Origin of the sequence: Mammaliicoccus sp. G-M28 (assembly GCF_022386595.1) — a bacterium.
GTDB lineage: Bacteria > Bacillota > Bacilli > Staphylococcales > Staphylococcaceae > Mammaliicoccus > Mammaliicoccus fleurettii.
Map to the genome: position 1 here is coordinate 269,353 of NZ_JAJNIF010000001.1, position 21,092 is coordinate 290,444.

Genomic DNA, 21,092 nt, shown 5'->3' on the forward strand with positions numbered 1-21,092 from the left:
TTATCTTTCCTTTCTCTTAATTTTAGTAATAAAGAATCCGTCTGAATTATAATCTTGCGGTAATAACTGTAATGTTTTTGTTTCTTGATTGGTTCTTGGATCATTAAATAGAGCAAACTCAAACTCTGGATTTGCTTTTAAAAATGAATAAACAACATTTTCATTTTCCATTTGTTCAATCGTACAAGTTGAGTAAACAAGCTCTCCACCAGGTGCTAGAGATTTACTTGCATTTTCCAATATTTCTAATTGTAAATGCCATAATGATTCTACATCTTTAGCAGTTTTATCATATTTAATTTCTGGCTTTCTTCTCATAACACCGAATCCACTACAAGGAGCATCAACTAGTACATAATCATATGTCTTATCAAATGGTTTAGTTGCATCATGAACATCTGTTGTAACATTTTCTAATCTTAATTTTTTGACATTAAAATCAATTAAATCTATTTTATGGGGATGAATATCATATGCATCAACTTGGCCAGTTTGGTTCATCATTTCTGCAATATGACAAGTCTTTCCGCCAGGTGCACTACATGTATCTAATACAGTACTGTTTTCTTTTGGATTTAAAATTTCTGCTACGAACATTGAACTCTTATCTTGAACAGATAACAACCCATCTTTAAATAATCGATCATTGACGATTGGTTCACCTTTAATGTGTAAACATCTTTCGATATCTTTATCTATTTCGACAGTATAACCATTACTTTGTAATCTTTCAACTGCATCTTCAACCGATATTCTTGTCGTATTGACTCTGACAGTAGTGTTTGGAGGCGTTAAACTTAATAAACACATTTCTCTTGTCTTCTCATAACCAAAATGTGTAATCCAATGTTTAGTTAACCAAAGTGGTACGCTTCCTTCAATAGATAATCGTTTATCATCATGTTTAATTTCATCTAAAGTTCTTAGCGGAGATGACATAAAGTTTCTAAGAATTGCATTAATAGCTTTACTATTATGCAAATCACCTCGTACTTTTGCAATATTAACTGCCTCGTTAATTATTGCATGGTCAGGTACTTTATCCAAATACACAAACTGATATGCGCTCATTGTTAATAAACGTTTCATCCAACCTTTTAACTTGGTTTGAATAAATGGCTCTATTAAGTATTCTAAAGTAAGCTTTCTTTGTAGTGTGCCGTATACTAGTTCAGTTAGTAGTCCTACATCTTTTTTAGAAATTGCTTCATTTTTTATTGCTTCATTAAGTTGTAGATTACTGTATGCTTCTCCAGTTAATACATCGTCTAGAATCGTTAATGCAACATATCTTACATTGTTTTTCATCATATTAGTTTAGTCCCATCAATTTTTGATTGTAATCCGCTCAAGTAATCACGTGTTTTAACGCGTTTTTTACCCGCTAATTGTATTTCTGTTAAAGCCACACCATTGTCAGATCCAGTTGCAACAATTATAGAGTCTTTTGTCGTTTCTGCAATTTCACCAGGTTCACCTTTAACATTTTCAACAATTTCACTTCTCCAAAGTTTTAAATTCTTATCGTTCATCGTCGTGTAAGCAACTGGCCATGGAGATAGTCCTCTTATATGATTGTGAATTGATTGAGCATCTTGTGACCAATCAATTCTTTCATCTTCTCTTGAAATATTAGAAGCAAAGCTTACTAAAGATTCATCTTGAGGTGTACTTTCGTTCGTTCCATTAAAAATAGTAGGTAAAGTTCGTTTCAATAACTCTGTACCAAGTACTGCTAGTTGATCATGAACATCCCCTACTGTATCGTTCTCTTTAATGATTATCTCATCTTGACTAATGATATTACCTGCATCTAGCTTTTCAGCCATATACATAATTGTGACACCCGTTTTCTTTTCACCATTCATCACTGCATAATGTATTGGTGCTCCACCTCTATATTTAGGCAATAGAGAAGCATGTACATTAACTGCTTTATATTTCGGTGCATCAAGTAATGATTTTGGTAACAATTGCCCGAAAGCAGCAGTCACAATTAAATCAGGCTTTAAATTTATAATTTCTTCTAATTCAGAAGAATGATTTAATTTTTCAGGTTGATAAACAGGAATATTATGTTTGATTGCTACTTCTTTTACTGGAGGTGGCGTTAGTACTTTCTTACGACCTACAGGACGATCTGGCTGAGTAACAACAGCAATGACTTCATTATCTTCAATAAGCATTTCTAAAATACCTGTAGAAAAATCTGGCGTACCCATGAATACGATTTTACTCATCCTTATACATCTCCTCTAGTTCTTCTTCACTAACTTCTCTCGTCATTTTATCAGTAAACAACTCACCATATAAATGATCGACCTCATGTAAAATAATTCTAGCAACATCATCGTATGCCGTTAATTCAACACTATTTCCATTCAAGTCATTACTATTAACAACAATCATTTTACTTCTATTAACTTCCCCAAAAACACCCGGAACACTCAAGCAACCTTCTACATCTGCTTCAGTTTCTTCAGATTGAGAAACAATTGTTGGATTGATAAGCTGCAAAATACCCTCTTGCTCCATATCAACAATCGCAACTTTAAGATCAACACCAATTTGAGGAGCAGCAATACCTACCCCATCATTTTCATACATTGTGTCCTCTAAGTTAGAAATCAATTCTTTTAAAGATTCATCGAAAGTAACAACATCTTTAACTTCTCTATTTAATATTGGATTTGGTACCGTAACAAGTGGTTTTACAGCCATCTCTATCGCTCCTTTTTAAAAACTCATCGTATAATTATAACGTAAATCAACATAAAAAGCGACAGAGAATATTTATCCTCCATCGCTAATTACATTTGTTTAATTTTGAGTTCTCTTTAAAAAAGTTGTCACACAAACTAAAGATAAAATCACAAGTGAGAATAATGCAAATTGGATTATACCATTTTCACTTTCACCTGTATTAGGTAAAACCATCTAATGGTCTTGAATGATGACCGACGAACAAGTCATTCGTTCTACGTTTAGAAACATAAAATAGAAGATAGTATTAATTGCTTATACATACGAACACTTCACACCTTTGAATTTGGATTTTAATCCCTAAACATATTTTTATGTCTCAAGGTGATTTCTATGTATACCTATTATTTATTAAAAATGGAATTTTATTGTAGATGTTAATTATATAATATTATACAATCTAATTATAAGTAAATCTACTTTTTTTATAACAATATAGAAAGGATAGTCATATGAAAGCTAACGATTATATTAAATACGTAACTGCACTGGAAGGAAGAACTTTATTAAGTAAAGAGGAAAGAAATTTTTTAATTACTTATCATAATGGAGAGGAGGGTGAGAAATATTTTACTGCTATGTTAAATTCTCTCAATAATATTTATTATATTCACTCATTCGAATTTGGTTCTACTAATCATGTTCAAATAGATTTTCTAGTTGCTACTAGTAATAAGTTTGTTGTTTTTGAAGTTAAACATTATAAAGACGAATGGTACTTTGAACATGATACTTTGAAAAATAATTATGGAATTATAACCAAATCTCCTATAATCCAAGTCCGTAATATAAAGCATGAGCTTCAAAAATTACTTCATAGATGTGGAATATTTTTAGATATTGAATCTTACATCGTATTTACTAATCCTCATTTAATCCCTTTAGGAACATGGCCAAAAAATCAAAATATAATACTTCCACATGAATTAGATAAAATCTCAAAAATACTATCACCACAACTTCCAAATGATAACCATCAAATATTGAATTTACTTCTAGAAAATGAATCGAAACACTCCACTTATTATCAAAAAGACATTACGACAAAATATGATTTAAAGTATGCCGGTATAAAATGCCCCAACTGTAGAAAAATGCATACTATAAAAATATTAGATAACAAAACACTTTATTGTTGCTCATATTGTAAGTCGGAAATTAAATGTGAAGATATAGTATTCTTTAATTTAAAAGAGCTTTATATTATAAAGAGAGACAGTTTTACTTTTGAAGAAGCTATAGCATGGTGTTATCCAGTGAAAAAGTATACTATTGAACGCGTTTGTAAGAAATACTTTTTATCATTAACACGGAGAAACAGAAAATTCTTTTTAGATAGTAAATAGATATATCTTTATCAGCAGTTTCTTCTCAAATTGCTTTTAACACCACTCTTATCAGCAGTTTCTTCTCAATTTGCTTCTAACTCCATTCTTATCAGCAATTTCTACTCAAATTGCTTCTAACGCCATTCTTATCAGCAATTTCTACTCAAATTGCTTCTAACGCCACTCTTATCAGCAATTTCTACTCAAATTGCTTTTAACACCATTCTTATCAGCAATTTCTACTCATATTGCTTTTATAAAACACGTACTAAATACTTTTTTATCCTTAAAATTAAGAAAACCCGTGAAAATCCTCGAATTTTCACGGGTTTTCTACTTACATCATCATTTGCGGATTAATATCTATTTCTAATGAGAGTTTGTCTTTCATATATTGTTCATGGTAATAATCATCTAGATATTTCAAAGCTGTTAACAAGTCTGGTTCATTCTTGAACTTTATGAGTATTTGGAATCTATGTTGGTTGTTTATTCGTGACAATGGACTTGGTGATGGTCCTAATATGAAGGACTGTGTTGTTACGTGTTGTACAAGTATGCCATGGATATGTTTGGATGCTTGCAACACTTTCCTCTTATCGACATGACTGATTGTTAAATTCACTAGATAGTAATAAGGTGGATATTTACCGACTTGTCTAAATTTCATTTCTTTTTGATAAAATGACAAGTAGTCATTCTTTGTTACATCTAATATAGCGTAATGATCAGGATTATATGTTTGAATCATTACTTCTCCTTGTTTCTTATGCCTACCTGCTCTACCTGCTACTTGTGTGAGTAATTGGAATGTCTTCTCACTTGATCTAAAGTCTGGTAAATTGAGCATAGTATCAGCGTTTAATACGCCTACTAATGTAATATTTTCAAAATCTAATCCTTTAGCAATCATTTGAGTGCCTAATAAAATATTTGCTTCTTGATTACCAAAAGCTGTTAACAATCTTTCATGTGCACCTTTTTTAGACGTTGTATCTACGTCCATTCTAATCACTTTAGCGCGATCAAATGTTTCATATATAATTTCTTCTACTTTTTGAGTTCCGACACCCATTTGTCTAATATGTTCGCTTTCACAACTTGGGCATTTTTGTGGCATAGGTTCACTATAACCACAGTAGTGACATTTTAAGTCATCATGTGTTTTATGATATGTAAGCGAAATATCACAGTTGGGACATTGTGGTACGTGTCCACAATCTCTACATAACACGAAAGATGAATGTCCTCTTCTATTTAAGAAAAGTACAATTTGTTCACCTTTATCTATTCTTTCTTGAATGGCTTCTGTTAAATGATGAGAGAACATAGATCTATTTCCTTCTTGTAATTCTTCTCTCATATCGATTAATTCAATTTCTGGCATCTTCTGTTGATTAACTCGATCAGGTAATCCTAAATATTGATATACATTTTTTTCTGCTCGAGCAAATGTTTCTAAACTTGGTGTTGCTGATCCTAATACTACTGGACAATGGTGATATTCACTTCTCCATATAGCAATTTCTCTTGCATGGTACCTCGGATAGTCTTCTTGTTTGTACGTTGATTCGTGTTCTTCATCAATAATAATGAGGCCAAGCTTTTCAAAAGGTGCAAACACACTAGATCTTGCTCCTACTGAAACACTCGCTTTACCATCTCTGATTTTTTGCCATTCATCATACTTTTCACCTTTTGATAGTCCTGAGTGCAGTACTGCAACTTCATCACCAAATCTTGCTTTAAAACGATTGACCATCTGTGGTGTTAAAGCAATTTCAGGTACGAGCATGATAGCTTGCTCGCCTTTTTTTAAGACATTCTCAATTGTTTGTAAATAAACTTCTGTTTTACCTGAGCCTGTTACACCATGTAATAAAAATGTCTTAGATTCATTTGCTTTAACCGCTTCATCAATTTGAGTAAAAGCTTCTTGTTGCGCTTCTGTTAAAGCTTTATTGTGTTCTTTTTCAAAAATTCTATGCTCATAAGGGTCTCTATTTACAATGGCTTCGTATTTTTCTAGAACTTGATTTTTAACTAAAGTATTAATACTAGAATTAGAAAACCCTTCTTCTTTTAATGTTTTTAACAATACATCTTCATGTCTATGTTCTATTAAATAATTAAGGATATCTAATTGTTTTTCTCTCGTACGTAAAGATTCGATAATTTCATCCAGTCTATCTGTCGGTATAATTCTTACACACGTTGCGTACTTTCTCGTTAATTGTTGCCCTACAATCGTATCTTTAGTTAAGGCTTCTGTTTTTGCATAGCTTTCTAATTCTGCTACGATTTGTAGTGTTTGAGCTTGATCAAAAGTTAACATACCTTCTTTATTAAAATGATTTAAATATTGTGCAGGAATAGCATCCGGATCTTTTATGATATATACTTTTTGATATTTAGCTTTAATAGCACTAGGCAACATGATTTCTAATGCTGAAATTCGTTTAACTAAATGAAAATTAGACATCCACTCACTTAGTTTGATTAATTCAGAAGTTAATTCTGGTTTAAAGTCTTTAACTCTAATTAAAGACTTTAATTTAGACTCGTCTATATCACTTGATAATTTTTCACTAATACCAATAACAAAGCCTTGAATTTTCCTTGAACCAAAAGGCACTTCAACTCTAACACCGACTTTAACAATATCCTCTATATCTTGAGGTATAATATAATCAAAAATTTTGTCGACGTTTTTAGCTGGAATATCCACTACAACATTTGCGATCAATCTTCCCACCTACTAGTGATTTCATTTAATATTTTAAAAGCTATTTTCTGTTTTGATTCTTTAGCTAAAGGTACTCTATCTCCATTTGCAAAAAACATTTCGACTTCATTGTCTGATGATCTAAATCCAATTTCTTGGTTTGCTACATGATTTGCAACAATAACATCAGCATTTTTCTTTTTCAGTTTGCCCATAGCATAAGTTTCCACATTATCTGTTTCAGCTGCAAAGCCAACCAAATATTGTTTATCCTTATGTTCCCCTAAATATTTCAAAATATCTGTCGTTCTTTTAAAAGTAAGCTCTAAATTACCATCTTGTTTTTTCATTTTATTATTTACAGTTTTAACTGGAGTATAATCAGCTACAGCTGCTGCTTTAATAATCATATCCATATCATCCATTCGTTCTTTAACTGCCTGAAACATTTCTTCAGCGCTAGATATTTGAATAAATTCTACTCCACTTGGTTGTGATAAACTCGTTTCACCACTTACTAATATGACATTTGCCCCTAAATTTCTAGCAGCTTCTGCTAAAGCATATCCCATCTTACCACTTGATCGATTTGTAAAATATCTTACTGCATCGACTTTTTCTACTGTTGGTCCAGCAGTTACGAGTACATTTTTGCCTTGGAGAGCAAAGGTTTGTGGATTTGATTGTTCTTTAAAATAATCATCTATAATAGTTAGTATCGTTATAGGTTCTTCCATTCTACCTTTTGCAACATAACCACATGCTAAATAGCCTTCTCCTGGTGCAATAAATTTATATCCATAATTTCTAAGTTGTGACATATTCTTAACTATTGATGGATGCTCTAGCATATGTACATTCATAGCTGGCGCAATAAATACTGGAGCAGTTGTTGCAAGCAATGTAGATGTCACAATATTATCAGCTAATCCATTTGCTAACTTGCTAATCGTATTTGCTGTTGCAGGTGCAACAATAACCGCATCTGCCCAATCTGCTAACGTGATATGTTGTATTTCACTTACATCTTTTTCATCAAAAGTGTCCGTATAAACATGGTTACGACTAATTGCTTGAAAAGCTAATGGTGTAACAAACTGTTGTGCATTCTCTGTTAACATGACACGTACAGTATAACCACTTTGAGTTAATTTGCTCGTTAAATCTATTGCTTTATAGGCAGCTATTCCACCAGTTACAGCTAGAAGTATATTCTTCATTTGTGTAATCCTCCGATAAATTCGATTCTAAATCTTTATATTTATTATACATTCTTTAAAATAGACTGTCATGAATATAAACTACTTACCTTCATTTAAATAAAAAGACCTTTTATGAAGGGATTATATTTCCCATACATAAAAGATCTTTTTTAGATAATGATAATTAGTCTTCTAGTTTAGCATATACTTTATGTGCTGCTATTTCTTCTAGTGCTTGACCTACATTTTTTAATGAACGATATTCATCTAATAATAAACTATCAGGGTGTTCTTGTAGTTCTCGGGCTCTTTTAGCTGCAGTCGTAACGACTAAATATTTAGAATTAATACTGTCTTTTAATTCATTTTGTGGTGGATATAACATTATTTTTTTGCCTCCAATATCATTTTTCTATAGCGCGCTTCAACACGTTCTCTTTTTAAATGTTCTGCTTCTACGATTGATTGAATACGTTCTTTAGCTAATTCAACTTCATCGTTTACAACAACATAATCGTAAAGGTTCATCATTTCTACTTCTTTACGTGCTTCTAAAATACGGTTTTGGATGATTTCGTCTGATTCAGTACCGCGTCCAACTAACCTTTCTTTCAAGTGTTCTAAACTCGGCGGTGCTAAGAAAATAAATAAAGCTTCAGGAAATTTCTTCCTAACTTGTTTAGCACCTTCAACTTCGATTTCTAAAAATACATCATAACCGTTATCCATTGTATCTCTAACGTATTGTACAGGCGTACCATAATAATTACCTACATACTCAGCATACTCTATAAATTGGTCATCAGCAATTAAAGCTTCGAATTCTTCTCTTGATTTAAAGAAATAATCTACACCATCTGTCTCACCTTGACGCATTTTCCTAGTAGTCATAGAGATAGAATATTTAAAATCCGTACTAGGATCATCAAATATTGATTTACGTACCGTTCCTTTACCAACTCCAGATGGGCCAGAGAGCACTATCAGTAACCCTTTTTCAATGTTCATGTCAAACGACCTTTCCTAATGAATACTAACAATTTATTATCATTTTGTTTTTTATATCTTACCATATTTCAATTATATATGGCTAGAGAGGTTGTAAGATTAAACAGAATTATACTCATTTAATCCCTTACATGTTACAATAAATTGACTTTTGATAAAGGTGTGAGTGCAAATGGCTTTTGATGGCTTATTTACAAGAAAGATTGTTGAAGATATTCAATCGCTCGTTTCTGGGCGAATTCATAAAATTGCTGAACCAAGTTCAGATACGATTATCTTAACAATTCGTAGTGAAAGAAAAAACAAACAACTATTATTATCAACACATGCAAATTTTAGCCGTTTTCATTTAACAACGGAAAAGTATGACAATCCTTTTGATCCTCCAATGTTTTTAAGAGTATTACGAAAACATTTAGATGGAGGAATTATACAAAGTATTACTCAAATAGGAAATGATAGATTAGTTGAGATTGATATACATTCAAGAGATGAAATTGGAGATTTAAGAAAACGAACAATTGTATTAGAAATTATGGGACGACATAGTAACATTATTTTAATAGATGGAGAACGTAAAATTATCGATGGCTTTAAACATCATACTCCTAATACAAATACTGCTCGTACAATTATGCCTGGTTTCAAATATGAATATCCTCCTACTGTTAAAAAATTAAATCCATTTGAAGTAGACGATGTAAATAAATATATCAATTATAATGCAGGTAAAATAGACCGACAATTATTACAACAATTTGAAGGTTTTAGTCCACTGATTACAAAAGAAATTGTTTCTCGAAGACCATTTATGAATCAAGAAACGTTAGTAGAATCTTTTGATGAAGTAATGAACGAGGTAGATCAAACGCCTAAACCTGTAATTTATAGTGATGATTCAACAAATAAAGAAATCTTCTATTTCATGCCATTACATACTTATGGAAATAATTATATGGCATTTGATACAATTCATGAATGTTTAGATAGATTTTATGAATCACGTGGAGAGAGAGAACGCGTTAAACAACGTGCGCTAGATTTAGTAAAAATTATAGATCAACATTTACAAAAAAATAGAAATAAATTAGAAAAATTGATTAACGAAAAAGAGGCAGCTCGTACTAAAGATGAGCAACAATTATATGGTGAACTGATTACCGCTAATATGTATCAAATCAACCAAGGTGATAAAACGTTAGAAACAATCAATTACTATAATAATGAACCTATTTCTATACCATTAAATCCAACTAAATCACCTTCAATGAATGCACAATATTATTACAAACAATATAACAGACTCAAGACAAGAGAAATAGAATTAGAAAAGCAAATTAAACTTACTCATTCTAACATTCTATATTTCGAGTCATTAGAACAACAACTTGCTCATATATCAGTAGAAGATATAGACGATATAAGAGAAGAATTAGAAGACCAAGGTTTTGTAAAAAAACGTAAAAGTAAGAAAAAGAAAAAATCAAATAAAATAACAATCACGACATTTGTTTCTTCAGATGGGCAAACAATATTACTTGGTAAAAACAACAAACAAAATGATTATCTTACTCATAAAGTAGCAAGAAAAAATCAATTGTGGTTCCATACGAAAGATATTCCAGGTTCACATGTTGTTATACAAGAAGACGAACCAACAAATAGAACAATTGAAGAAGCGGCAATGATTGCAGCTTATTATTCTAAAGCAAGTCAGTCAGCACAAATACCAGTAGATTATACTGCAATAAGAAATGTCCACAAACCAAGTGGCGCAAAACCAGGATTTGTGACTTATGATAGTCAATCAACTCTGTACGTTACAACAGACTATGATGATATTAAAAAATTATTAAAACAATAAATAAAACGAAGTGCTATGTTGATTCAATAGCACTTCGTTTTTATTTTGAAAGAAAGTTTATTATTGTTGTTCTGGTAAAGCTAATTGGAAATTAACACCGTATTTATCTTGTACCCATGCAAATTCTCTGAATGTTGGTGGTAATTCAGTTTTAGGCATTAATATTGCACCACCAGATTTTAATTTAGAATATAGAGTCTCCATCTCCATAGCAGATTCACATGTTACATACAATGACATAGCTGGATTCATTTCTATTTCCACACCATTTCCTTGATCAATAGCCATAAATATTTGTCCGTTTATTTTAAAAATAGAATGTTGTACAGTACCAGGTTCCCCTGGCCCTTCTTCTCCATATTTAACCATAGTTAAAATTTCACTATCTTGAAAAATTGATGTATAAAATTTAATAGCTTCTTCAGCTTCACCGTTAAACATTAAAAATGTTGTAATTTTTGGTATCATGTAATAAACACTCCAATATCATATTTTAAAAATTTCTTATATCTTATATAATTTAGTATAATATTTATAAGAGACAAAGACAAAGGAGAGATTTTATGTCAATTTCATTATTGTTACCTATTGTTATTATGTTAGCCGTTATTATCATTGGGTACGTCTTTATCAAACTATTTATGGACTAATTCTTATGAAAATTCTTTAATTTATAAAATGGGTATCGTGCGTTTTACCTGATTTTGAACGGAATCGCACGATATCTCGAAAGTCTTCGTGCGTATTAACCTGATTTAATCCTAATTACTCAAAATAAAGACTCTCCTTGCCGTTATATGTAGTTCCACGGTATGGGAGAGTCTTTTTATTAATTATTTTTATTTAGTTGCTACAAATTCAATTCCAAATAACCATGGTACCATAAACCAAACGAATCCTACTATGATGACACAACTGATTAAGTTTAACCAAAATCCTGCTGTTGCCATTTCTCTGATTGTTACTTTATCTGTACCAAACACAATCGCATTTGGAGGTGTACCTACTGGCAACATAAATGCACAGTTTGCTGCCATTGCTGCTGGAATCATTAAAGCTAACGGATGTAAATTAATGCCTACAGCTATTGTTGCAAGTATCGGTAAAATCATTGTTGCTGTTGCTGTATTCGATGTAATTTCTGTTAAGAATAGTACAAAGAGCGCTACAATAGCAATGATTAGAATAATGTTTACACCTTCTAATCCAGAAATTTGTTTACCCATCCATTTATCTAAACCACTTTCTGTAATAGCTGAAGCTACTGCTAAACCACCACCAAAGAGTAATAAAATACCCCACGGTAAATCTTTAGCAATCGACCAATCTAAAATTCTAGCAAACTTTCTTTTAGCTGGTATTAAGAATAATATAACAGCAATAAACATTGATATCGTTCCATCTTTAACTAGCTCTGTAAAAGGTAACTGTGATAATAAGAATTCTCTTGATACCCATAAAAATGCTGCTAAACAGAATAACGTAAATACGACTTTCTCTTCATATGATGTCTTTCCTAATGCTTTTAATTCTCTAGTAATAATTCTTTTACCACCAGGTAATTCTTTCATGTCATGTTTAAACATGACAAAATTCAAATATGCCCAAGTAATTGCTAATAATATAATTACTGTTGGGACACCCATTACCATCCATTGTCCAAATCCAATTTCTTCACCAAATATTTTTTCATATTGACCTTTTAAAATAATTAAAGGTGGCGTACCAATTAATGTTCCAAGTCCACCAATTGTACCCGCATAACCAATACCTAATACAAGTGATTTTTCAAATTGAGTTAAACTATCGGAATCATTCCCGTCAGCTGTAAGTTCATTAGCTTCTTTAATAATCGCCATACCGATTGGAATCATAATCATAACAGCCGCTGTGTTTGACACAAACATTGACAATGCACCAGTTGCAATCATAAATCCTAATAAAATTCTACCAGTACTTGTTCCTATACTATTAATAATGACTAGTGCAATTCTCGTATGTAAATTCCATCTTTCCATTGCAATTGCAATAATAAATCCACCTAGGAATAAGAATACAATATCATTACCATAGGCGCTGGATACTGTTTCACTATCCATAACTCCACCTAATGGAAATAAGAATAAAGGCATTAAACTAGTGGCCGGAATCGGAATAGCTTCTGTAATCCACCATACTGCTATCCATAAAGTTGCTGCCATTACGTATACTCCAGTTTGGCTTAACCCATCCGCTTTGAAAAATAGCAATATTACTAAAAATAATAGTGGCCCTAAAATTAATCCGATTAATTGAGCTGTATTATAAGCTTTTAATTCAGGATCTGGTTTGTTTTGAGATTTTAATGCATCTGAAGAAAAGAATTTTAACATTTCTTTAGTTCTACTACTTTCTTTCCAAAGCTTTTCTGTAAATTTTTTATCTTGTTTACCCATATTATTACGCCCCCTTTTAATGTGTATTCGTTTACATTTTAACAAAGTTTATACAAAAGTAGTACTATTTTCTGAATATTCTATAATATTTATGCATATATTTACTAATTATATTTTTTGTAGTATTTTATCTAACTACCGCAAAAAAAGAAGCTAAGACAAATTAATTGTCTTAACTTCTTGTTCACTTCCCATTACTTATCAGAGTCTTTTGTATTAAAAACTCCATTTTCTTCAAGCTCTTTTTTTATGCTTTTAAATATATTTTTATCGTCTAAATCATAACTTCTCTGTCTATTTACATTAGTGTTATTCGTGTATCCAGTACGTTCATTTAAATTATGATCTCTTACTTTATAATGATTAAAGTCAGGTTTTTTATTAGTATCTTTTTTTAGAAAATCATTTATATGTTCCCATTTTTTTATCTGTTCTTTTTGTTGTTCAACAGATAGTTTATGCTGGCTACTCATAAAGACCCCCCTTATCTAGACTTTATTATAAAGTATCTTTCCATTCTTTTAAAGTTTTTATATCTTTATTTTGGATATATCCTTCTTTTTCTGCAACAGAAATAAGTTCGTCATAATTTGATAAAGTATAGTAAGGAATATCTTTTGATTCGAAAGCTTCTTCTGCCTTCTTGATTCCGTAAGTAAAGATTGCAAATACACCTATTACTTCTGCTCCGTCTTCAATTAATGCATCAACTGCATTAATTGAAGATCCACCTGTTGAAATTAAATCTTCTATAACAACTACTTTTCTTCCTTTGCTTAATGCACCTTCGATTTGATTCCCTTTACCATGCCCTTTACTTTTAGACCTTACATAACTCATTGGCAATCCTAATTGATCAGCAATGAAAGCAGCATGTGGAATACCTGCTGTAGCAGTTCCTGAAATGATTTCAACATCATGAGCATGTTCTTTAATTAATGATATAAGTCCTTTGTAAATCGTTTCTCTAATTTCTGGATAAGCTAATGTGACTCGGTTATCACAATATATTGGAGATTTAATACCTGAACTCCATGTATACGGATCTTCTGGAGATAATGTTACAGCTTTAATTTCTAGTAATGATTGTGCGATATTTTGAGTCATATGAATTATCCTTCCCATCTATGTAATATTTCATGATATCTTGAAACTGGATTTTCATGCTGAGTTATAGAACGACCAACTACTATATGTGTTGATCCCAACTTTTTAGCTTCTTCTGGTGTTGTTACTCTTTGTTGGTCATGCGTTTTGTCGGATTCTAATCGTATACCTGGTGTTACTTTTAAGAAATCTTCTCCGATATTTTCTCTAATGAGTGTCGATTCTAACGGTGAACAAACAACGCCATCAAGTCCTGCTTGTTGAGTGATCTTGGCATAATGAACTACAGCATTTTCTATTGATGTTTGAATGTTTTGTTCATCTCTCATTTGTTCTTCAGTCGTTGATGTTAACTGTGTTACAGCGATTAATTTAGCTCCAGGATTTGTAGCACGTAGTCCTTCAAGTCCTGCAGCCATCATTTTCTTACCACCAGCTGCATGTACATTAATTAAATCGATATTAAATTTACCTAATCCTTTTAATGCGCCTTTAACAGTATTAGGAATGTCATGTAATTTTAAATCAAGAAATATATCATGCCCTCTATCTTTGATGGCTTTTAGCGTTTCAGGACCATTTTGTAAATATAATTCCATACCCACTTTTACAAAAAGAGGTTCGTTAAATAAATCAAGAAACTGTTCAACTTCACTAAGCGTTGCAAAGTCTAAAGCTATTATTGGTGTGTTTTTCATTTATTTAACAACTCCTTGTTGATTATATGTTCGACCTTTAAGTTCTGAAATATGTTGAACACCTAAGTTATCGAGTAATGTAGGTAATTCATCTATAATATCTTTACATACAGTAGGATTCTCAAAATTAGCTGTTCCTACTGCAACTGCATCTGCCCCAACAGAGATATAATCAATTACATCTTGAGCAGTTCTAACGCCACCCATAGCAATAATCGGTATATCAATATTTTGGCTAACTTCATAAACCATTCTTAATGCTACTGGTTTAATTGCAGGACCACTTAAACCTCCAATAACATTACTAATGATAGGTTTGCCGGTTTTAGAATCTATTCTTAAGCCAACGAGCGTGTTAATCATCGTAATACCATCAGCATATTCTGAGATAGCTTTTGCCATTTCAACGATATTCGTAACATTCGGTGATAATTTCACATATACTGGGACTTCAGAAACTGCTTTTACTTTTCTTGTTAACTCACGTGCAACTTCTGGTACAGTTCCAAATTGAATACCACCTTCTTTAACATTTGGACATGAAATATTTAACTCTAGCGCATGAACATTTGGTGCGTTAGAAATATGTTTTGCTACATATACATATTCTTCTTCAGTAGAACCTGCCACATTTGCAATAATCGGTACATCGAATTGCTCTAAATATTTAAGTTCATGTTCTAAAATATGATGAACTCCCGGGTTCTGTAGACCAATTGCATTAATCATACCGCTAGCAGTTTCAGCAACACGAGGTGCCTCATTACCATATCTAGCATGCTGAGTTGCAGCTTTAATCATAATAGAACCCAACTCAGATAAATCATAAAATTGACTAAATTCCTTACCAAAAGCAAAACATCCACTTGCTGGCATAACTGGGTTTTTTAAATTTAGACCTGGTAAAGTTACATTTAATCTACTCATATGATCACAGCTCCTTTTTCAAATACTGGTCCATCTGTGCATACTTTTACATAGCCCGCTTCATCATTCGTATGACAAACACATGCATAACAAGCTCCAATTCCACAACCCATACGTTCTTCTAATGATATATAACCTTTAATATCACTTAATTGTTCTGTTAATGCTTTAAGCATTGGTTTTGGTCCGCAGCTATAAAAAATGTCGAAGGGTGTTTCAATATTATCAATAACAGTTGTAACAAATCCTTTTGTACCTAAACTTCCATCAACAGTTGCGATATACGTGTCACCGAGTGCTTTAAATTCTTCAATATAGAAAGCATCTTTAGCACTTTGGAATCCTAACACATGGATTGTCTTTATACCTCTTTTATTTAATTGTTTAGATAACTCATAAAGTGGTGGCACACCAATACCACCTCCAACTAACAAGGCAGTATTTTGTGCTTCTTCTACAGGGAAGCCATTCCCTAAAGGTGCAATCACATCAATTGGATCTCCAGATTTCAAAGTAGAAATCATTTCAGTACCATGACCTTCTTTTCTAAAAAGCATTGTGAATGTCTCTTCTTCATGGTTTACTTCACAAATAGATATTGGTCTTCTCAACATATGTTCAGTACCTGTACCTGCTTTAATATGAACGAATTGTCCTGGGTTTTTCATATTTTTCGTGAGATTTCCATGTACTTTTAATTCAAAGATAGCATCTGCTATTTGATTGTTTGATACAACTGTCATTATTTTAGACATAATACTCCCCCTCTACATTTGTTCGGTTTTGAAAGTCATACTTTCAATTACATCTGCAAGTGCATTTGCAGTATCAAGTGAAGTCAAACATGGTATGCCATTTTCAACTGATTCTCTTCTAATTTGGAAACCATCTCTATCATATAATTTCCCTTTCGTCATCGTATTCACAACTAGTTGAACTTCACCTTTTTGAATAACTGAAAGTAAGTCATGTTCTCCACCAATTTTTCCTACTGTGTATACTGGAATGTTTTGTTCGTTAAAGTATTTTGCAGTACCAGCTGTGGCAAAAATACGATACCCAATTTCATGGAATCTTTTCGCTATTGCTAAAGCTTCTGCTTTATCTTTATCACTAACCGTAAATAATGCTGTGCCTTGATCTTGTACCTTTAATCCGCTAGCTGTTAAGCCTTTGTATAATGCTTTTTCTAAAGTACTATCTTTGCCCATTACTTCACCTGTTGATTTCATTTCAGGCCCTAATGTTATGTCTACATTTTTAAGTTTGCTAAAGCTGAATACTGGTGCTTTTACGTATACACCTTCTTTATAAGGTGCTAATCCACTTTCATATCCTTGTTCTTTTAATGAAATGTTAGCAATTGCTTTTGTAGCAATTTTAGCCATTGGGATATCTGTGATTTTACTTAAGAAAGGTACAGTTCTACTTGCTCTAGGGTTTACTTCTAGAACAAATACCTCACCTTTAGACAATACAAACTGAATATTGATAAGACCAATTATGTTTAAGCCTTTAGCTAATCTCGTTGTGTAATCTACTAATAAATCAATTTCTTTATCAGTTAAAGTTTGAGGTGGATAAACTGCGATTGAATCACCTGAATGAACTCCAGCTCTTTCAATATGTTCCATAATACCTGGGATGACAACTGTTTCACCATCTGATATTGCGTCCACTTCTATTTCTTTGCCTGTTAAGTAACGGTCGATTAATACAGGATGTTCTGGACTTGCTTTAACAGCTTGTTCCATATAATTTTTCAATTCTGGTTCTGCATAAACAATCTCCATTGCTCTTCCACCTAATACGTAAGAAGGTCTTACTACAACTGGATAACCGATTTCATTTGCATTGTCTATTGCTTCTTGAACTGAAGTAGCTGTTTTACCATGAGGTTGCGGAACATCAATTTTTTGTAATAATGCTTCGAATTCTTTTCTATCTTCTGCTCTATTAAGATCTTCTAATGACGTTCCTAGAATTTTAACACCTTTTTTAGAGATTTTGTCAGCTAAATTGATAGCGGTTTGACCACCAAATTGAACAACTACGCCTTTAGGTTGTTCATGATTAATAATACTCATTACATCTTCTTCAGTAAGTGGTTCAAAGTATAATTTATCTGATATAGAGAAATCAGTAGAAACTGTTTCTGGGTTGTTATTAATAATAATTGCTTCGTATCCAGCTTCTTGTATTGCCCAAACTGCATGAACAGTAGCGTAATCAAATTCAACGCCTTGTCCAATTCTTATTGGTCCGGATCCTAGCACAATAATTTTTTCTTTTTCAGTCACTACAGATTCATTTTCTGTTTCGTAAGTGCCATAAAAGTATGGTGTTTCAGATTCAAATTCAGCTGCACATGTATCAACTGTTTTATAAACTGGATTAATTTCATTTTGTTGTCTTAACTCGTATATCTCTAGCTCTGATTGTTCCCATCTATGTGCAATTACTTTATCACTAAAGCCATATTGTTTTGCCCATAGTAATGCTTCTAAGTCACCTTTATTATTTTTTAAGTCATGTTCTATTTCGATGATGTGTTTAAATTTATTTAAGAAGAAATAATCAATTTGAGTTAATTCATGAATTCTTTCTAAAGAAGTTCCTCGTCTTATTGCTTCACCAATAAAGAATAATCTTTCATCATCTTGTGCTTTAATTCTTTCTTCAATAAAATCAAGTTCAAATTCATCACCATTTGGTAATCCTAAATGGTGTACACCATATTCTAATGAACGAATGGCTTTTAATAGTGACTCTTCATAGGTTCTACCTATTGCCATTACTTCTCCAGTAGCTTTCATTTGTGTACCTAAATGACGTTCCCCTTTTTCAAATTTATCGAATGGGAATCTCGGTATTTTAGATACGACATAATCAAGAGCAGGCTCAAATGCAGCATAAGATGTTCCTGTAACTGGATTTAACATTTCGTCTAAAGTCATTCCGATTGCAATCTTAGCTGCAAGTTTAGCAATTGGATAGCCTGTTGCTTTTGAAGCTAAAGCTGATGATCTTGAGACACGTGGATTTACTTCTATAATATAATAATCTAATGAGTCTGGATCTAGTGCAAGTTGTACGTTACATCCACCTTCAATTTTCAATGCACGAATAATTTTTAATGAAACATCTCTTAACATTTGATACTCAACATCAGATAATGTTTGACTCGGCGCTACAACAATTGAGTCCCCTGTGTGAATACCAACAGGGTCGATATTCTCCATGTTACAAACAACAATAGCATTATCATTTTTGTCTCTCATCACTTCGTACTCTATTTCTTTAAAACCTGCTATAGATTTTTCTAATAAACATTGTGTAACAGGGCTGTATTTCAAACCATTCTGAACGATTTCACTTAGTTCTTTTTCATCGTGACAGATTCCGCCACCAGTACCACCCATTGTGAATGCTGGTCTAACTATTAGTGGGTATCCTATTTCATTAGCAAATTTTAATGCGCCTTCTAAATCATTCACAATATCGCTTTCTGGTACCGGTTCATTTAGTTCATTCATTAACGTACGGAATAAGTCTCTATCTTCAGCTTGTTCGATTGAAGTAAGTTGTGTACCTAGTAAACGGACATTATTTTCTTCTAGTACACCATTTTCGTGCAATTCAATTGCCATGTTCAAACCAGTTTGTCCACCTAATGTTGGTAATAATGCATCTGGCTGTTCTTTACGAATAATGCGACTTACGAAGTCTAAAGTTAGTGGTTCAATATATACAGTGTCAGCTATTTCAGTATCAGTCATAATTGTAGCTGGGTTTGAATTCACTAAAATAACTCTATAACCTTCTTCTTTTAATGCTAAGCATGCTTGTGTACCTGCATAGTCAAATTCTGCTGCTTGTCCAATGATGATTGGACCTGAACCAATTACTAAGATGGATTTGATATCTGTTTGTTTAGGCATTGATTGTACGCTCCTTCGCTTTATGTAATTTAATCATTTCAATAAATTCATCGAATAAATAGTTAGAGTCATGTGGACCTGGTGAAGCTTCTGGATGATATTGTACTGAAAATGCTGGGTATTTTTTATGTCTTAACCCTTCGATAGATTTATCATTTAATGCTAGATGTGTAACTTCTAAATCTGTATTTGCAATTGAATCTTCATCTATTGCATAACCATGGTTTTGACTTGTTAAATCAACTTTACCTGTTTGTAAATTTTGAACTGGATGATTAGCACCTCTATGTCCAAATTTCATTTTGTAAGAAGTTGCACCTTGAGATAGTGCAAAAAGTTGATGACCTAAACATATCCCGAAAAATGGTATCTTGCCAATTAATTGTCCAATTGTTTGTATTGTTTCTTGAACACTTTCTGGATTACCTGGACCATTAGAAACCATGATACCATCAGGTGAAATATTCATAATTTCTTCAATTGATGTTTGATAAGGTACTACCGTTACATCACAGCCTCTTCTATTTAATTCTCTAACGATATTTTCTTTTTTTCCGTAATCAATTAATACAATTTTATAGCCATCTCCTGTAGAAATATAAGGTCTAACTGAAGATACTTGTTCAACTTCATCCGTTCTCAATGTTTCATTATTCAAACGTTGTACTAATGCATCAATTTCGTTAGCATTATCCGTGAAGCCTGCTTTTAGAACACCATATTTTCTTATTTTACGTGTTAAACTTCTTGTATCAACACCTGAAATACCAGGTATTTGATAAAATTTCAACGTTTCATCTAATGACTTGCTTGATCTGAAGTTGCTTGGATAGTCACATACTTCTCTTACGACAACGCCATTTAAAGTAGGACTTAATGATTCGAAGTCATCTCTATTGATACCATAATTACCGATAAGAGGATAAGTAAACGTAATAATTTGTCCAGTGTATGACGGGTCTGAAATCGTTTCTTGATAACCTGTCATAGCTGTATTAAATACAATTTCACCTAAAGTTAATTCATCAGAGCCTAAAGCATATCCTTTATATGTAGTACCATCTTCTAATACTAAGTATCTTTTATTTTTCATC

19 protein-coding genes are annotated in these 21,092 nt (G+C 32.2%); 2 read left to right on the top strand and 17 right to left on the bottom strand.

Features of this window, described 5'->3' with window-relative positions:
- The 4 genes from rsmB to LQ609_RS12740 form a co-directional block, all read right to left on the bottom strand.
- Positions 1 to 1,311 (bottom strand): 16S rRNA (cytosine(967)-C(5))-methyltransferase RsmB, encoded by a 1,311-nt coding sequence (gene rsmB, locus LQ609_RS01245; protein ID WP_078356100.1) that lies wholly within the window; start codon positions 1,309 to 1,311, stop codon positions 1 to 3.
- Positions 1,308 to 2,240, bottom strand: coding sequence for a methionyl-tRNA formyltransferase (gene fmt, locus LQ609_RS01250; protein WP_078356099.1), 933 nt, complete (start codon positions 2,238 to 2,240; stop codon positions 1,308 to 1,310). The genes rsmB and fmt overlap by 4 nt, the downstream gene beginning before the upstream one ends.
- Complete coding sequence (gene def, locus LQ609_RS01255) at positions 2,233 to 2,721, bottom strand: peptide deformylase (protein ID WP_078356098.1); 489 nt, start codon at positions 2,719 to 2,721, stop codon at positions 2,233 to 2,235. Before def ends, fmt begins: the two co-directional genes overlap by 8 nt.
- A gap of 99 nt (positions 2,722 to 2,820) precedes the next feature.
- The gene (locus LQ609_RS12740; RefSeq protein WP_078356097.1) at positions 2,821 to 2,937 is read right to left on the bottom strand and encodes an LPXTG cell wall anchor domain-containing protein; all 117 of its coding nucleotides are present in this window, start codon (positions 2,935 to 2,937) and stop codon (positions 2,821 to 2,823) included.
- 278 nt (positions 2,938 to 3,215) lie between these two features.
- Between LQ609_RS12740 and LQ609_RS01260 the strand changes: the two genes are divergently transcribed.
- Positions 3,216 to 4,109: a nuclease-related domain-containing protein gene (locus LQ609_RS01260; RefSeq protein ID WP_208143950.1), complete on the top strand. Its 894-nt coding sequence runs from the start codon at positions 3,216 to 3,218 to the stop codon at positions 4,107 to 4,109.
- Between the two features lie 319 nt (positions 4,110 to 4,428).
- Here LQ609_RS01260 and priA read toward each other — a convergent pair whose 3' ends face one another.
- The 4 genes from priA to gmk form a co-directional block, all read right to left on the bottom strand.
- Complete coding sequence (priA, locus tag LQ609_RS01265; protein ID WP_239734246.1) at positions 4,429 to 6,837, bottom strand: primosomal protein N'; 2,409 nt, start codon at positions 6,835 to 6,837, stop codon at positions 4,429 to 4,431.
- The gene (gene coaBC / locus LQ609_RS01270; protein ID WP_078356094.1) at positions 6,834 to 8,036 is read right to left on the bottom strand and encodes a bifunctional phosphopantothenoylcysteine decarboxylase/phosphopantothenate--cysteine ligase CoaBC; all 1,203 of its coding nucleotides are present in this window, start codon (positions 8,034 to 8,036) and stop codon (positions 6,834 to 6,836) included. The genes priA and coaBC overlap by 4 nt, the downstream gene beginning before the upstream one ends.
- Before the next feature lie 166 nt (positions 8,037 to 8,202).
- Positions 8,203 to 8,403, bottom strand: a complete 201-nt coding sequence (gene rpoZ / locus LQ609_RS01275; protein WP_016911048.1) for a DNA-directed RNA polymerase subunit omega — start codon at positions 8,401 to 8,403, stop codon at positions 8,203 to 8,205.
- The gene (gmk, locus tag LQ609_RS01280) at positions 8,403 to 9,026 is read right to left on the bottom strand and encodes a guanylate kinase (protein ID WP_078356093.1); all 624 of its coding nucleotides are present in this window, start codon (positions 9,024 to 9,026) and stop codon (positions 8,403 to 8,405) included. Before gmk ends, rpoZ begins: the two co-directional genes overlap by 1 nt.
- Before the next feature lie 172 nt (positions 9,027 to 9,198).
- Here gmk and LQ609_RS01285 point away from each other — a divergent pair, with 172 nt between their 5' ends.
- The gene (locus LQ609_RS01285; RefSeq protein ID WP_208143953.1) at positions 9,199 to 10,890 is read left to right on the top strand and encodes an Rqc2 family fibronectin-binding protein; all 1,692 of its coding nucleotides are present in this window, start codon (positions 9,199 to 9,201) and stop codon (positions 10,888 to 10,890) included.
- Positions 10,891 to 10,950: 60 nt separating this feature from the next.
- Here the strand turns inward: LQ609_RS01285 and LQ609_RS01290 are convergent, their stop codons facing one another.
- The 9 genes from LQ609_RS01290 to LQ609_RS01330 all read right to left on the bottom strand — a co-directional run bounded on the left by LQ609_RS01290 (position 10,951) and on the right by LQ609_RS01330 (position 21,091).
- Complete coding sequence (locus LQ609_RS01290; protein ID WP_078356091.1) at positions 10,951 to 11,358, bottom strand: VOC family protein; 408 nt, start codon at positions 11,356 to 11,358, stop codon at positions 10,951 to 10,953.
- Between the two features lie 371 nt (positions 11,359 to 11,729).
- Positions 11,730 to 13,262 (bottom strand): SLC13 family permease, encoded by a 1,533-nt coding sequence (locus LQ609_RS01295; protein ID WP_078356371.1) that lies wholly within the window; start codon positions 13,260 to 13,262, stop codon positions 11,730 to 11,732.
- A 257-nt stretch (positions 13,263 to 13,519) separates the two neighbouring features.
- Positions 13,520 to 13,798 carry a hypothetical protein gene (locus tag LQ609_RS01300; RefSeq protein ID WP_078356090.1) on the bottom strand — a complete coding sequence of 93 codons (279 nt, stop codon included), beginning with the start codon at positions 13,796 to 13,798 and terminating at the stop codon, positions 13,520 to 13,522.
- 25 nt (positions 13,799 to 13,823) lie between these two features.
- Positions 13,824 to 14,432 (bottom strand): orotate phosphoribosyltransferase, encoded by a 609-nt coding sequence (gene pyrE / locus LQ609_RS01305; RefSeq protein WP_078356089.1) that lies wholly within the window; start codon positions 14,430 to 14,432, stop codon positions 13,824 to 13,826.
- Between the two features lie 5 nt (positions 14,433 to 14,437).
- The gene (gene pyrF, locus LQ609_RS01310) at positions 14,438 to 15,130 is read right to left on the bottom strand and encodes an orotidine-5'-phosphate decarboxylase (RefSeq protein WP_107509139.1); all 693 of its coding nucleotides are present in this window, start codon (positions 15,128 to 15,130) and stop codon (positions 14,438 to 14,440) included.
- Positions 15,131 to 16,057: a dihydroorotate dehydrogenase gene (locus LQ609_RS01315; RefSeq protein ID WP_107509138.1), complete on the bottom strand. Its 927-nt coding sequence runs from the start codon at positions 16,055 to 16,057 to the stop codon at positions 15,131 to 15,133.
- Positions 16,054 to 16,812, bottom strand: coding sequence for a dihydroorotate dehydrogenase electron transfer subunit (locus LQ609_RS01320; RefSeq protein ID WP_078356086.1), 759 nt, complete (start codon positions 16,810 to 16,812; stop codon positions 16,054 to 16,056). Before LQ609_RS01320 ends, LQ609_RS01315 begins: the two co-directional genes overlap by 4 nt.
- A gap of 12 nt (positions 16,813 to 16,824) precedes the next feature.
- The gene (gene carB / locus LQ609_RS01325; protein WP_078356085.1) at positions 16,825 to 19,998 is read right to left on the bottom strand and encodes a carbamoyl-phosphate synthase large subunit; all 3,174 of its coding nucleotides are present in this window, start codon (positions 19,996 to 19,998) and stop codon (positions 16,825 to 16,827) included.
- Positions 19,991 to 21,091 (bottom strand): carbamoyl phosphate synthase small subunit, encoded by a 1,101-nt coding sequence (locus tag LQ609_RS01330; RefSeq protein WP_078356084.1) that lies wholly within the window; start codon positions 21,089 to 21,091, stop codon positions 19,991 to 19,993. The genes carB and LQ609_RS01330 overlap by 8 nt, the downstream gene beginning before the upstream one ends.
- Between the last annotated feature and the right edge of the window lies 1 nt (position 21,092).

Bases quoted from the DNA above. Each gene is read 5' to 3' on its own strand.
- rsmB (WP_078356100.1), bottom strand. From the start codon at position 1,311: ATGATGAAAAACAATGTAAGATATGTTGCATTAACGATTCTAGACGAT.
- fmt (WP_078356099.1), bottom strand. From the start codon at position 2,240: ATGAGTAAAATCGTATTCATGGGTACGCCAGATTTTTCTACAGGTATT.
- def (WP_078356098.1), bottom strand. From the start codon at position 2,721: ATGGCTGTAAAACCACTTGTTACGGTACCAAATCCAATATTAAATAGA.
- LQ609_RS12740 (WP_078356097.1), bottom strand. From the start codon at position 2,937: ATGGTTTTACCTAATACAGGTGAAAGTGAAAATGGTATAATCCAATTT.
- LQ609_RS01260 (WP_208143950.1), top strand. From the start codon at position 3,216: ATGAAAGCTAACGATTATATTAAATACGTAACTGCACTGGAAGGAAGA.
- coaBC (WP_078356094.1), bottom strand. From the start codon at position 8,036: ATGAAGAATATACTTCTAGCTGTAACTGGTGGAATAGCTGCCTATAAA.
- rpoZ (WP_016911048.1), bottom strand. From the start codon at position 8,403: ATGTTATATCCACCACAAAATGAATTAAAAGACAGTATTAATTCTAAA.
- gmk (WP_078356093.1), bottom strand. From the start codon at position 9,026: ATGAACATTGAAAAAGGGTTACTGATAGTGCTCTCTGGCCCATCTGGA.
- LQ609_RS01285 (WP_208143953.1), top strand. From the start codon at position 9,199: ATGGCTTTTGATGGCTTATTTACAAGAAAGATTGTTGAAGATATTCAA.
- LQ609_RS01290 (WP_078356091.1), bottom strand. From the start codon at position 11,358: ATGATACCAAAAATTACAACATTTTTAATGTTTAACGGTGAAGCTGAA.
- LQ609_RS01295 (WP_078356371.1), bottom strand. From the start codon at position 13,262: ATGTTAAAATTCTTTTCTTCAGATGCATTAAAATCTCAAAACAAACCA.
- LQ609_RS01300 (WP_078356090.1), bottom strand. From the start codon at position 13,798: ATGAGTAGCCAGCATAAACTATCTGTTGAACAACAAAAAGAACAGATA.
- pyrE (WP_078356089.1), bottom strand. From the start codon at position 14,432: ATGACTCAAAATATCGCACAATCATTACTAGAAATTAAAGCTGTAACA.
- pyrF (WP_107509139.1), bottom strand. From the start codon at position 15,130: ATGAAAAACACACCAATAATAGCTTTAGACTTTGCAACGCTTAGTGAA.
- LQ609_RS01315 (WP_107509138.1), bottom strand. From the start codon at position 16,057: ATGAGTAGATTAAATGTAACTTTACCAGGTCTAAATTTAAAAAACCCA.
- LQ609_RS01320 (WP_078356086.1), bottom strand. From the start codon at position 16,812: ATGTCTAAAATAATGACAGTTGTATCAAACAATCAAATAGCAGATGCT.
- carB (WP_078356085.1), bottom strand. From the start codon at position 19,998: ATGCCTAAACAAACAGATATCAAATCCATCTTAGTAATTGGTTCAGGT.
- LQ609_RS01330 (WP_078356084.1), bottom strand. From the start codon at position 21,091: ATGAAAAATAAAAGATACTTAGTATTAGAAGATGGTACTACATATAAA.